Origin of the sequence: Kribbella italica (genome assembly GCF_014205135.1) — a bacterium.
Lineage (GTDB): Bacteria > Actinomycetota > Actinomycetes > Propionibacteriales > Kribbellaceae > Kribbella > Kribbella italica.
Map to the genome: position 1 here is coordinate 1,898,474 of NZ_JACHMY010000001.1, position 12,113 is coordinate 1,910,586.

Sequence of the window (12,113 nt, forward strand, 5' to 3'; positions counted from 1 at the left end):
ACGGCGTGCGCTGACCGGTCTAGGGTCGTCACCATGGCGAAGGTGCTGACTGTGGTCACGCTGCTGTCGGCCGGATTCGCCGCAGTGGTGGCGCCGACACTGCCCGGTTCGTTGCCGAGGGCACAGGTCCTGGCGCTGGTCGCGGGACTGGTGGCGCAGGTCGCGGCCACGCTGCTGGTCAGCCGTCGGCAGGACCGTCCGCACCTGGGGTTCGCCGCGACGGCGCTGGTGTCGGCCGGCATCGTGCTGGCCGGTGAACCCTGGTCCGAGCTGATGACGGTCGGAGCGGTCGCGTGGATCCCGGTGGCGCTCGCGTGGGCTGCGGCCCGGGTGTTCGAGTACCACCGGACTCGCTGGCAGCTCGTCGTGTCGCTGGTGCTCGGAGTGGGGTACCTGGTGGCCGTCGGCAGCCAGGCGGACGGCGGCTGGGCGCGGGGGACCACGGCGCTGGCGGCCGCCGTACCGATTCTCGGGTCTCTGACAGTGATGCTCGCCCTTCGGCTGCGGCGGGCCCGGCTGGATCAGTTGGAGTCGTTGGCCCGGCAGCGGGTCGCTGCAGAGCGGGAGCAGTTGGCCGCGGAGATCCACGACACACTCGGGCGGCACCTGACGCTGCTGGTACTGCGGGCGAACACACTCACGCTGACGGCCGACGACCCGGCGGTGAAGGAGGCGGGGGAGCAGCTGAGTGGCTTCGGGTCGGCAGCGCTCACTGACCTGCGCAGACTGGTCGGCTTGCTGCACTCAACAGCGGCGCCGACTCCTGTGGACGACCAGGTAGCCGTCAGCGCTCAGGAGTTAGTAGCCGAGGCTCAGGCCGCTGGTCAGCAGGTGCAGCTGACCGAGCGAGGGACGAGTACGCCGCTGTCGCCGGCGCTCGGCCGGACGGTGCAGCGGGTGGTGCAGGAGGGCCTGACGAACGCTCGCCGCCATGCGCCGGACAGCGAGGTGGCGGTCGAGCTGACCGTTGCCGACGAGCTGGAGGTCGTGGTGCGGAACAGCGCCACCGGCTCGTCGGCCGGTGTGGTGCAGCCGGGTGGTGGGCTTGGGCTGGAGGCGCTGCGCCGGCGGGTCGAGCTGCTCGGCGGGCGTTGTGAGAGCGGACCGGAGCCGAGCGGTGGCTACGCTCTCCGGGTGCGGCTGCCGCGAGTGCGTCATGGGTGACCCGGTGCGGGTCCTGCTGGTCGACGACGACCCGATGGTCTGCGGGTTCCTGCGGACCATCCTGGACAGCAGCGGGCAGGTCGAGGTGACCGGTGTGGCCGAGGACGGTGCTGCCGCCGTGGAGTCGGTGGTCCGGGACCGGCCGGACGTCGTACTGATGGACCTGCGGATGCCGGAGGTGGACGGGGTGACGGCGACCGCCGAGATCCGGTCGCTGCCCGATCCGCCGCAGGTGGTGGTGATGACGACCTTCGACTCGGACGACCACCTGCTGGCCGCGCTGGAGGCCGGCGCGAACGGCTATCTGCTCAAGAGCACGCCGGCTGACGCACTGGTGAAGCTGGTGCTCGCGGCTGCCGCAGGAGTGTCGGTGCTGTCACCGGAGGCACTGCAGCGGCTCAAGCAGCCAGCTGGCACGCAGGTCGACCCGCGGATCACAGCACTGCCCGACCGGGAGCGGGAGATCCTCGCGCTGCTCGGTGAAGGGCTGACCAACGCCGACATCGCGCGGCGGCTGTACCTGAGTGAGGGCACGGTCAAAGGCCATGTGTCGCGCCTGATGGTCACCCTGGACTGCCAGAACAGGACTCAGCTCGCCCTGCTCACCACTCAGTCCCAGCGGAACGTGCGGGACACCACGTAGCCCAGTACGGCGGCCCAGAGCGTCAGCGACAGTACGGCGGCCCAGGGGATGACGCCCTGGACAGTGGAGTGGGCGAAGCCGTTCGCCAGCGCCGCACTCGGCAGGAGCCGGACGATGCCCTGCATGCCCTCCGGGTACTCGTCGACCGGCGTCATGATCGCGCCGCCGACCAGTAGCAGCAGGTACAGCAGGTTGGCCGCGGCCAGCGTCGCCTCGGCGCGGAGGATGCCGGCCATCAGCAGCCCGAGCGAGGCGAACGCCGCCGTACCGCACAGGACCATCAGGATGATGCCGATCACCGCGTCGACCCCGCCGACCGGCTTCCAGCCAAGGGCGAAGCCCGCGCCGACCAGCACGACCAGCTGGACCACCTGGATCGCCAGCACCGAGCCGATCTTCCCGGCCAGCAGTCCGGTCCGGGACAGCGGCGAGGCGCCGAGGCGCTTGATCACGCCGTACCGGCGCTCGAACCCGGTGGCGATCGCCAGCGAGGTGAACGACGTCGACAGCACGGCCAGCGCCAGCACCCGCGGTACGGCGAGGTCGACAGCCGGGCCGTCGCCCAGCGGCAGCCGGTCACCCAGACCAGTGCCGCCCAGCAACAGCAGGAGCCCCAGCGGGATCACCAGAGCCAGCAGTAACTGCTCGCCGTTGCGCAGGAGCAGCCGGAACTCCATCTGCGCGTGAGCCAGCACCTTGCGCGGCCAGGGCGCGGAACCGGGCCGGGGGACGTAGGTGGTGGCGGTGGTCTCCGGCATGGTCCTACTCACTTGTTGTCCCGCGCGGTGAGCGCCAGGTAGACGTCTTCGAGGGTCTTGGCGCCATGGTCGGTCAGGGCGTCCGGGCTGCCGGAGGCGATCACCTTGCCGGCCGACAGCACGTGCACCTGGTCGGACAGCTGCTCGGCCTCGTCCATCGCGTGCGTCGTCAGGACGACGGTGACGCCGTCCTCGCGCAGGTCGCGGATCAGCTGCCAGATCTCGCGGCGCCCGTGCGGGTCCAGACCGGTGGTCGGCTCGTCCAGGAACGCGATCTCCGGCCGCCCGACGATCGCCAGGGCCAGCGACAGCCGTTGCTTCTGCCCGCCCGACAGCCGCCGGTACGGCGTCTTGCCGCAGGTCCCGAGATCGAGGCGCTCGACCAGCGCCGGCAGGTCGAGCGGATGGGCGTGCAGCGAGGCGACGTACCGGAGCATCTCCAGCGCCCGTACGCCGGACCACGCGCCGCCCTCCTGCAGCATCACGCCGATCCGCGGCATCAGCTCGTCGTGGTCGGCGATCGGGTCGAGCCCGAGCACCCGGACCGCGCCGGAATCCGGACGGCGGAAGCCCTCCAGGGTCTCCACCGTGGTCGTCTTGCCCGCCCCGTTGGGGCCGAGCACGGACGTGACTGTCCCGCCGGTTACGGTGAGAGTGAGGCCGTCGACAGCGGTCTTCTCGCCGTACCGGACGACTAGGTTGTCGATCTCCACCGCGACTGGCACGTGTGCAGTGTAGGAAACCCGCCGACGTGACGCTGCTCACGGTCCCGGTTGGACTGAGGCGGAACGGCGTGAACCGGTTAGGGCAGCCTTATTTGAAGGGCCCCGGCAATTACGCGACACTGATGTTGTGAAAACTCCCGCGTCGTCCTCCCGCGTGCCGTCCGGCACCGCGCAGGCGCGTGACGAGTCCACCCGGGACCGGGTCGCCCGCTCGATCCTGACCAACGGGCCGTCCAGCGCCGCGGTGCTGGCCGAGCGGCTCGAGCTGACCCCGGCGGCGGTCCGCCGGCACCTGGACCACCTGCTCGGCGAGGGGCTCGTCGAGTCCCGCGAGGAGCGGGTCTACGGACCGCGGGGACGGGGCCGTCCGGCCAAGGTGTTCGTGCTGACCGACTCCGGCCGGCACGCGTTCCACCAGGCCTACGACGACCTGGCCACGACCGCGCTGCGGTTCATCGCCGAGGCCGGCGGTGACGAGGCCGTGGCGGAGTTCGCCCGGCGCCGCGTCGCCGAGGTCGAGGACCGGTACCGCGAGCTGCTGGACGCGGCGCCGGAGGGCAAGAAGGCGGAGGTGCTGGCCCAGGCGCTGAGCAGCGACGGGTACGCCGCCTCCACCCAGCAGGCCGGTGCCGGCGAGCAGTTGTGCCAGCACCACTGCCCGGTCGCACACGTGGCCGAGCAGTTTCCCCAATTGTGCGAGGCCGAGACCGAGGTCTTCTCGCGGTTGCTCGGCAAGCACGTCCAGAGACTGGCCACCATCGCCCACGGCGACGGTGTCTGTACGACGCACATCCCCGGCGCCCAGCCGGTTTCCCCCGTATCCGACGGCGAATCTGCGAGGACTGCACGATGACGCAAACCGCTCACCCCGAACTGGAAGGCCTCGGCAACTACCAGTACGGCTGGTCCGACTCCGACGCCGCCGGCGCCGTTGCCCAGCGCGGCATCAGCGCTGACGTCGTGCGCGGGATCTCGGCCCTGAAGAGCGAACCCGAGTGGATGCTCGACCTGCGGCTGAAGGGCCTGAAGCTCTTCGACCGCAAGCCGATGCCGTCGTGGGGTGCCGACCTGTCCGGGATCGACTTCGACAACATCAAGTACTTCGTCCGGTCGACCGAGAAGCAGGCGACCAGCTGGGAAGAGCTGCCCGAGGACATCAAGAACACCTACGACAAGCTCGGCATCCCGGAGGCGGAGAAGCAGCGCCTGGTCGCCGGCGTCGCCGCGCAGTACGAGTCCGAGGTCGTCTACCACCAGATCCGCGAGGACCTGGAGGAGCAGGGTGTCATCTTCCTCGACACCGACACCGGCCTGAAGGAGTACCCGGAGCTGTTCCAGGAGTACTTCGGCTCGGTCATCCCGGTCGGCGACAACAAGTTCGCCGCGCTGAACACGTCGGTGTGGTCCGGCGGCTCGTTCATCTACGTGCCCAAGGGCGTCAAGGTGGACATCCCGCTGCAGGCCTACTTCCGGATCAACACCGAGAACATGGGCCAGTTCGAGCGGACGCTGATCATCGTCGACGAGGGCGCCTACGTCCACTACGTCGAGGGCTGCACCGCGCCGATCTACAAGTCGGACTCGCTGCACTCCGCGGTCGTCGAGATCATCGTGAAGAAGGGCGCCCGCTGCCGCTACACGACGATCCAGAACTGGTCGAACAACGTCTACAACCTGGTCACCAAGCGCGCCACCTGCGAAGAGGGCGCGACGATGGAGTGGATCGACGGCAACATCGGTTCCAAGGTGACGATGAAGTACCCGGCCGTGTACCTGATGGGCGAGCACGCCAAGGGCGAGACGCTGTCGGTCGCGTTCGCGGGCGAGGGCCAGCACCAGGACGCCGGCTCCAAGATGGTGCACAACGCGCCGCACACCTCCAGCTCGATCGTGTCGAAGTCGGTGGCCCGCGGTGGCGGCCGGACGTCGTACCGCGGTCTGGTCGAGGTGGCGCCGGGTGCGCACCACAGCAAGTCCACGGTGCGCTGCGACGCGCTGCTGGTCGACACGATCAGCCGCTCCGACACCTACCCGTACGTCGACGTCCGCGAGGACGACGTCGCGATGGGGCACGAGGCGACCGTGTCCAAGGTCAGTGACGACCAGCTCTTCTACCTGATGAGCCGGGGCATGGCCGAGGACGAGGCGATGGCGATGATCGTCCGCGGCTTCATCGAGCCGATCGCCCGCGAGCTCCCGATGGAGTACGCGCTGGAACTGAACCGACTGATCGAGCTGCAGATGGAAGGGGCCGTCGGCTGATGACCGCCACCGAAACCCTGGTTGCCACCGGTAACCAGGGCCACTCCCACGGACCGGGCTCCCCGGTGCCGTTGCAGGCCCGGAGCGAGCGGACCACGTCGTACGACGTGGCCGACTTCCCGGTCCCGAACGGGCGCGAGGAGGAGTGGCGCTTCACCCCGGTCAAGGCGCTCAAGGGCCTGTACGCCGACGAGGCCGGCACCGAGTCGCCGGAGATCGAGGCCCACGGCCCCGAGGGCGTCGTGGTCGAGACCGTCGCGATCGACGCGGTGAAGGCGCTCACCCCGCAGGACCGGATCGCCGCCGTCGCGTGGAACCACGCCGCCGACGCGCTCGCGGTCCGGATCCCGGTCGAGGCCGAGCTGACCGAGCCGGTGCACGTGAACGTCGCCAGCCTTGGCGGCCGTGGCTACGGCCACCTGGTGATCGAGGCCGGCCGGCACAGCCGCGCGACCGTGATCATCGACCACACCGGCTCCGGCGAGTACGGCGCCAACGTCGAGATCGTCGTCGGCGACGGCGCCGAGCTGCGGGTCGTCACGATCCAGCAGGGCGACCACGAGTCGATCCACGTCGGTCAGCACGACGCCGTGATCGGTCGCGACGCCAAGCTCAACCACGTCGCGGTCACCCTCGGCGGCAAGATCGTGCGCCTGTCCACCAACGTCCGGTACGCCGGTCCGGGGGGCGACGCCGAGCTGCTGGGCGTGTACTTCGCCGAGTCCGGTCAGCACCACGAGAACCGGCTCTTCGTCGACCACGAAGCGGTCAGCTGCAAGTCCAACGTGCTCTACAAGGGCGCGCTGGCCGGTGACCAGGCCCGGTCGGTGTGGATCGGCGACGTGCTGATCCGGGCCGCGGCCGAGGGCACCAGCACCTTCGAGCTGAACCGGAACCTGGTGCTCACCGACGGCGCCCGCGCCGACTCGGTGCCGAACCTGGAGATCGAGACCGGCGAGATCGAGGGTGCCGGGCACGCCTCGGCGACCGGCCGGTTCGACGACGAGCAGCTGTTCTACCTGCAGGCCCGCGGCATCCCCGAGGACATGGCGCGCCGGCTGGTGGTGTCGGGCTTCTTCAACGACATCATCGGGCGGATCGGCGTCCCGGAGGTGACCGAGCACCTGCACGAGGTGATCGAGCAGAAGCTGGCCCGCACGGCCGAGCTGAGCGCGGCGGCCAAGGCCTGAGCATGGCTGACACGTTCGAGCGCGCGTGCGCCTTCGCCGACCTCCCCGACGAGGGAGTGCTGGCGACCGAGGTCGGTGGCGTGGAGGTGGCCGTCGTGAGGAGCGAGGGCCAGGTCTTCGCCGTCCGCGACGAGTGCTCGCACGCACAGATCCAGCTGTCCGAGGGCGACGTCGGCCAGTGCGAGATCGAGTGCTGGCTGCACGGCTCGCGGTTCGACCTGCGCACCGGCGAGCCGACCAGCCTGCCGGCGTACGACCCGGTGCCGGTCTACCCGGTCCGGCTCGACGGAGACGACGTGCTGGTCGACGTCAAGAACCCCCTGAACCAAGCATCCTGAGCAGACGGAGATAGAAGAAACCCCATGGCGACACTCGAGATCCGCGACCTGCACGTGTCGGTCGACACCGAGAACGGCCCGAAGGAGATCCTGCGCGGCGTCGACCTGACCATCGCCGGTGGTCAGACGCACGCGATCATGGGCCCGAACGGTTCCGGCAAGTCCACGCTGGCGTACTCGATCGCCGGCCACCCGAAGTACAACGTCACCGGCGGCACCGTGACGCTGGACGGCGAGGACGTGCTGGACATGGCCGTCGACGAGCGCGCCCGGGCCGGCCTGTTCCTGGCCATGCAGTACCCGGTCGAGGTCCCCGGCGTGTCGGTGTCGAACTTCCTGCGCACCGCCAAGACCGCGATCGACGGCGAGGCGCCGAAGCTGCGCACCTGGGTCAAGGACGTCAACAAGGCGCTGGCCGACCTGGACATGGACGCCGACTTCGGTCAGCGCAACGTCAACGAGGGCTTCTCCGGCGGTGAGAAGAAGCGTCACGAGATCGTCCAGCTGGAGCTGCTCGACCCGAAGATCGCGATCCTCGACGAGACCGACTCCGGCCTCGACATCGACGCGCTGAAGATCGTCTCCACCGGCGTCAACCGGTTCGCCGAGGCCGGCGACAAGGGCGTCCTGCTGATCACCCACTACACGCGGATCCTGCGCTACATCAAGCCGGACTTCGTGCACGTGTTCGTCGACGGCAAGGTCGCCGAAGAGGGTGGCGCCGAGCTGGCCGACGAGCTCGAGGCCAACGGCTACGAGCGGTTCCTGAAGACCGGCGCCAAAGCATGACCGACGCCCGGACCTTCAGCAGTCCGCTGGACCTGCAGTCGGTCCGGGCGGACTTCCCGATCCTGTCCCGCGAGCTCGCGGGCGGGTTCCCGCTGGTCTACCTGGACTCGGCCAACTCCTCGCAGAAGCCGGCGCAGGTCGTGAAGGCGCTGGAGGAGCACTACCTCCGGCACAACGCGAACGTGGCCCGCGCGATGCACCAGCTCGGTGCGGAGGCGACGGCGGCGTACGAAGGCGGTCGCGACAAGGTCGCCGCGTTCATCGGGGCGGCCAACCGCGACGAGATCGTCTTCACCAAGAACGCCTCCGAGGCGCTCAACCTGGCGGCGTACACACTCGGTGCCTCGCTGAAGCCGGGGGACGAGGTGGTGATCTCCGAGATGGAGCACCACAGCAACATCGTCCCGTGGCAGCTGGCCTGCGAGCGGTCCGGCGCGACGCTGAAGTGGTTCGGCGTCACCGACGAGGGCCGCCTCGACCTGACCAATGTCGACGAGCTGATCAACGAGCGCACCAAGGTCGTCTCGCTGACCTGGGTGTCGAACGCGCTCGGCACGATCAACCCGATCAGCGACATCGCCGCCAAGGCGCACGCCGTCGGCGCGGTGATGGTCGTCGACGCGTCGCAGGCCGTGCCGCAGTTCCCGGTCGACGTCTCGACGCTGGGTGCCGACCTCCTGGCCTTCACCGGCCACAAGGTCGTCGGCCCGACCGGCATCGGCGTGCTCTGGGGCCGGTACGACCTGCTCGCCTCGCTGCCGCCGTTCCTCGGTGGTGGCGAGATGATCGAGGTCGTCCGGATGACCGGTTCGACGTACGCGCCGCCGCCGGCCCGCTTCGAGGCCGGTACGCCGCCGATCGCGCAGGCGGTCGGGCTCGGCGCCGCGCTGGACTACCTGTCCGGGATCGGGATGGACAAGGTCGCCGCCCACGAGCAGGCCATCACGGCGTACGCGCTGGAGGGGCTGCAGACCGTACCGGGCCTGAAGATCCTCGGGCCGGCCACCGCGGTCGACCGCGGTGGCGCGATCAGCTTCGAGCTGGACGGCGTCCACCCGCACGACGTGTCGACCGTGCTGGACACCCGCGGCATCGCGGTCCGCGCCGGGCACCACTGCGCGCGGCCGGTGCACGAGCGGTTCGGAATGCAATCGTCGACCAGAGCGTCTTTCTACCTGTACACGACACCCGAGGAGATCGACGCGCTCGTCGACGGCCTCGGCTTCGTCCGATCGTTCTTCAAGGTGGACTGATATGCAGCTGGACAGTCTGTACCAGGAGATCATCCTGGACCACTACCGCAGCCCGCACCACGCGGGTCTGTCGGAGCCGTACGACGTGGAGGTGCACCACGTGAACCCGTCCTGCGGGGACGAGGTCACGCTGCGCGTCGAGCTCGACGGCGAGACCGTGACCGGCGTGACGCACCAGTCGGTCGGCTGCTCGATCAGCCAGGCGGCGACCTCGGTGATGACCGACCTGGTGATCGGCAAGCCGGTCACCGAGGGCATGGCGGCGTACGAGAAGTTCCTGGAGCTGATGCAAGGCCGGGGCACCGTCGAACCGGATGAGGAAGTCCTCGAGGACGGTGTCGCCTTCGCGGGCGTCGCGCAGTTCCCGGCCCGGGTGAAGTGTGCGCTGCTGGGCTGGTCGGCCTGGCGCGACGCCACCGCCCAAGCGCTTGCCAAGACAGAGGGAGTCACCAATGCCTGACCAGACCGAAGAGAAGATCGAGCTGCCCGAGGTGGATCTCGAGGCAGCCGCGGCCCCGGCCGGCGGCAGTGTCGCTGTCGAGGACGTGACGGAGGCGCTCAAGGATGTCGTCGACCCCGAGCTCGGCATCAACGTCGTCGACCTCGGCCTGATCTACGGCGTCACCGTCGACGACAGCAACACCGCGATCATCGACATGACGCTGACGTCCGCGGCCTGCCCGCTGACCGACGTGATCGAGGACCAGACCCGGATGTCGCTCGACGGTCTGGTCAACGACTTCCGGATCAACTGGGTCTGGATGCCGCCGTGGGGCCCGGAGAAGATCACCGACGACGGCCGCGAGCAGCTCCGCGCGCTCGGCTTCAACGTCTGAGCTTCCCCAGTACTGCGTTGGCCCGGGTCAGGTGGCCCGGGCTTTCGCATGCCGCGACAATGGCTGGATGAGCGAACCGGTGCGCGTGATCCGCGAGGTCGACCTGATCGAGTCCGACCCGACCAGCGGCATGCTCCGGAAGAAGGCCTTCGAGCTGCCGATCCTCTGGGCCGGCCGCGTCGAGACCGCGCCCGGCGCGATCTCCGGCTGGCACCACCACGATCGCAACGAGACCAGCCTGTACGTCGTCTCCGGCATCCTCCGCCTGGAGTTCGACGGGGGAGAGGGCTACCTCGACGCGGAAGCCGGCGACTTCATCCACGTCCCCGCGTTCACCATCCACCGCGAGTCCAACCCGACCGACGAGCCGTCGGTCGCGATCATCGCCCGCGCCGGCGGCGGCATCCCCACGGTCAACATCGAGGACTTCCGCCGGTGACTCGCGTCGTCTCCGTCGCACCCGAGCGGCTCGAGCGCTGGCTGACGGGCTTCGGCGAGCGGCACGGCGAGACGTCGTACGACGTACGCCCGGAGTTGGTGCGGTTGGTAGGGGAGGACGGTGCGATCGCCGAGGTCGCCGTGCCGTTCGGGCCGCTGGGTGAGCTGACGCGCGAAGGGCTGGTCGCTCATGTGCTCGCCGATCATCGGCTCGGGTTGCTGCTGGTACGACGAGGAGGCTACGGCGCTGGCGTGTTCGTCAGCGGCAAGCTCACCGACTCCAAGGTCGGATCCAGGCACGTGCAGGGTACGACGAAGGCCGGCGGCTGGTCGCAGCAGCGGTTCGCCCGGCGGCGCGACAACCAGGCGCGGGAGGCGTTCAACGCGGCGACCGAGGTCGCCGTACGGATTCTGGCGCCGGCCAAGCTGGACGCGCTCGTGACCGGGGGAGATCGCAAGGCGATCGACACCGTGCTGGAGGACCCGAGGCTCAAGGAGCTGAGGAGCCTGGTCCGGCCGCCCTTTCTGGGGGTGGCCGATCCCAAGCAGAAGGTCCTCGAGCAGGCCGGCGTCGACGCCCGGGCGCTCCGGATCGAACTGACCGACCCGGATCAGCCCTCGCCGTAGAGCTTCCGGAAGTCGATCAGCGTGTCGCGGTAGAACTCGTAGTCCTCGGTCAGCTTCGCGCGGGTGAACAGCTCGCGGTCCAGCTCGTGCGTCCGCAGCCCGAGCTCGGTCCAGAACCCCTCGTCCGGGATCTCGTCAGCGCCGTCGGGCAGGAACTTCAGTGCCTCGCCCATCGCGTCGCGCGCGAACTCCCAGTTGAGCTCGACCGGCGCCCGGTCCTGCCCCGGCTGACCGGTGTAGTCCAGGTCCGCGTCCTGCGCGCGCTGCGCCCACACCGACGCCAGCTGCACCCAGTCGCCCGCGTCCAGCAGCAGCGAGTTGCCGAGACCGAACCGGGCCTCGCTCAGTCGCGCCGCCTCCTCGGTCCGGTACAGCACCTGCACCTCGCCGGCCGGCGAGGTGACCGTCCAGGCCTCCTCGCCCTCGGTCCGGCTCGTCTCGGGCGTCGCGGTCACCCGCGGCGCTTCGACGGCGGTGGCCAGCACGCTCAGGTAGACCTCTGCCTCGGCCAAGGTCCTCGCGGTCAGCATCAAACAACTCCCGGATCGCTGTAGCTGTCACGGACGACGAGCAATCGCTCCACCCGGAACCTACCCGGTTCGGCGGCGCGGAGTGCACGCCCCTCGTCGGTCCAGAAGGCATCGTCCGGTACGGCGTCGCCGTCCGGCGGCACGAACTTGATCACTTCCTCGACAGCGGCCCGGGCGATCGCCATCACCGTCGCGGCCTGCTGGTCGCCGGCCGCCGCGTCCTCCGGCACGGAAGAGGCCGCGCTGTCGGCGACCGACATCCACTGCCCGGCGTCCAGCAGCTCCGACGGCTCGGGCCCGCCGAAGTTCGGGAACGGCCCGGTCGCCTCGGTCTCCGGCAGCCCGAACAGGTACTCGCGAGAGGCGCCACAGCCCGAGCAGACCCCGGCGTAGCTGATCACCAGCTCGCCGTCCTCGTCGGCCAGCCCGTGCTCCCACGGCGTCTCGATCGAGCCGCAGTCCGGGCACGGGTTCAGCTCCAGGAACAGCAGCGTCTCGTCACCGGTCCTGGCGATCGCGTACGTCGGGTCGTGGTCGCTCACCGGACTCCCATCTCCCTG

The 12,113-nt window shown here is 69.7% G+C and carries 16 protein-coding genes; 12 read left to right on the forward strand and 4 right to left on the reverse strand.

Features of this window, described 5'->3' with window-relative positions; genetic code table 11:
* Positions 1 to 33: 33 nt before the first annotated feature.
* Positions 34 to 1,164, forward strand: a complete 1,131-nt coding sequence (locus HDA39_RS08895; protein WP_184794752.1) for a sensor histidine kinase — start codon at positions 34 to 36, stop codon at positions 1,162 to 1,164.
* A complete protein-coding gene (locus HDA39_RS08900; RefSeq protein WP_184794753.1) occupies positions 1,157 to 1,807 on the forward strand; it encodes a response regulator in 651 nt (216 codons plus the stop codon). Before HDA39_RS08895 ends, HDA39_RS08900 begins: the two co-directional genes overlap by 8 nt.
* Here the strand turns inward: HDA39_RS08900 and HDA39_RS08905 are convergent.
* Entirely contained in the window at positions 1,774 to 2,565 is a 792-nt protein-coding gene (locus tag HDA39_RS08905; RefSeq protein WP_184794754.1) for an ABC transporter permease, read from the reverse strand. The genes HDA39_RS08900 and HDA39_RS08905 overlap by 34 nt on opposite strands.
* A gap of 8 nt (positions 2,566 to 2,573) precedes the next feature.
* Positions 2,574 to 3,290 carry an ABC transporter ATP-binding protein gene (locus HDA39_RS43125; protein WP_337925680.1) on the reverse strand — a complete coding sequence of 239 codons (717 nt, stop codon included), beginning with the start codon at positions 3,288 to 3,290 and terminating at the stop codon, positions 2,574 to 2,576.
* Positions 3,291 to 3,444: 154 nt separating this feature from the next.
* Here HDA39_RS43125 and HDA39_RS08915 point away from each other — a divergent pair, with 154 nt between their 5' ends.
* The 10 genes from HDA39_RS08915 to HDA39_RS08960 all read left to right on the forward strand — a co-directional run bounded on the left by HDA39_RS08915 (position 3,445) and on the right by HDA39_RS08960 (position 11,023).
* Positions 3,445 to 4,143 carry a helix-turn-helix domain-containing protein gene (locus HDA39_RS08915; RefSeq protein WP_184805755.1) on the forward strand — a complete coding sequence of 233 codons (699 nt, stop codon included), beginning with the start codon at positions 3,445 to 3,447 and terminating at the stop codon, positions 4,141 to 4,143.
* Positions 4,140 to 5,552: a Fe-S cluster assembly protein SufB gene (sufB, locus tag HDA39_RS08920; protein WP_184794755.1), complete on the forward strand. Its 1,413-nt coding sequence runs from the start codon at positions 4,140 to 4,142 to the stop codon at positions 5,550 to 5,552. Before HDA39_RS08915 ends, sufB begins: the two co-directional genes overlap by 4 nt.
* Positions 5,552 to 6,742, forward strand: a complete 1,191-nt coding sequence (gene sufD, locus HDA39_RS08925) for a Fe-S cluster assembly protein SufD (protein WP_184794756.1) — start codon at positions 5,552 to 5,554, stop codon at positions 6,740 to 6,742. The genes sufB and sufD overlap by 1 nt, the downstream gene beginning before the upstream one ends.
* Positions 6,743 to 6,744: 2 nt before the next feature.
* On the forward strand, positions 6,745 to 7,080 hold the full coding sequence (locus tag HDA39_RS08930; protein WP_184794757.1) for a non-heme iron oxygenase ferredoxin subunit: 336 nt from the start codon (positions 6,745 to 6,747) through the stop codon (positions 7,078 to 7,080).
* A gap of 24 nt (positions 7,081 to 7,104) precedes the next feature.
* Complete coding sequence (gene sufC / locus HDA39_RS08935) at positions 7,105 to 7,869, forward strand: Fe-S cluster assembly ATPase SufC (protein ID WP_184794758.1); 765 nt, start codon at positions 7,105 to 7,107, stop codon at positions 7,867 to 7,869.
* Complete coding sequence (locus tag HDA39_RS08940; protein ID WP_184794759.1) at positions 7,866 to 9,122, forward strand: cysteine desulfurase; 1,257 nt, start codon at positions 7,866 to 7,868, stop codon at positions 9,120 to 9,122. Before sufC ends, HDA39_RS08940 begins: the two co-directional genes overlap by 4 nt.
* 1 nt (position 9,123) lies before the next feature.
* Entirely contained in the window at positions 9,124 to 9,582 is a 459-nt protein-coding gene (gene sufU, locus HDA39_RS08945) for a Fe-S cluster assembly sulfur transfer protein SufU (protein ID WP_184794760.1), read from the forward strand.
* Positions 9,575 to 9,958, forward strand: a complete 384-nt coding sequence (locus HDA39_RS08950; RefSeq protein WP_184794761.1) for a metal-sulfur cluster assembly factor — start codon at positions 9,575 to 9,577, stop codon at positions 9,956 to 9,958. The genes sufU and HDA39_RS08950 overlap by 8 nt, the downstream gene beginning before the upstream one ends.
* A gap of 67 nt (positions 9,959 to 10,025) precedes the next feature.
* The gene (locus HDA39_RS08955; RefSeq protein ID WP_184794762.1) at positions 10,026 to 10,397 is read left to right on the forward strand and encodes a cupin domain-containing protein; all 372 of its coding nucleotides are present in this window, start codon (positions 10,026 to 10,028) and stop codon (positions 10,395 to 10,397) included.
* A complete protein-coding gene (locus HDA39_RS08960; protein ID WP_184794763.1) occupies positions 10,394 to 11,023 on the forward strand; it encodes an acVLRF1 family peptidyl-tRNA hydrolase in 630 nt (209 codons plus the stop codon). Before HDA39_RS08955 ends, HDA39_RS08960 begins: the two co-directional genes overlap by 4 nt.
* Here the strand turns inward: HDA39_RS08960 and HDA39_RS08965 are convergent.
* Together HDA39_RS08965 and HDA39_RS08970 are read right to left on the reverse strand one after the other, a co-directional pair.
* A complete protein-coding gene (locus HDA39_RS08965; RefSeq protein WP_184794764.1) occupies positions 11,008 to 11,553 on the reverse strand; it encodes a hypothetical protein in 546 nt (181 codons plus the stop codon). The genes HDA39_RS08960 and HDA39_RS08965 overlap by 16 nt on opposite strands.
* Positions 11,553 to 12,095, reverse strand: a complete 543-nt coding sequence (locus tag HDA39_RS08970; protein ID WP_184794765.1) for a hypothetical protein — start codon at positions 12,093 to 12,095, stop codon at positions 11,553 to 11,555. Before HDA39_RS08970 ends, HDA39_RS08965 begins: the two co-directional genes overlap by 1 nt.
* Positions 12,096 to 12,113: the final 18 nt, after the last annotated feature.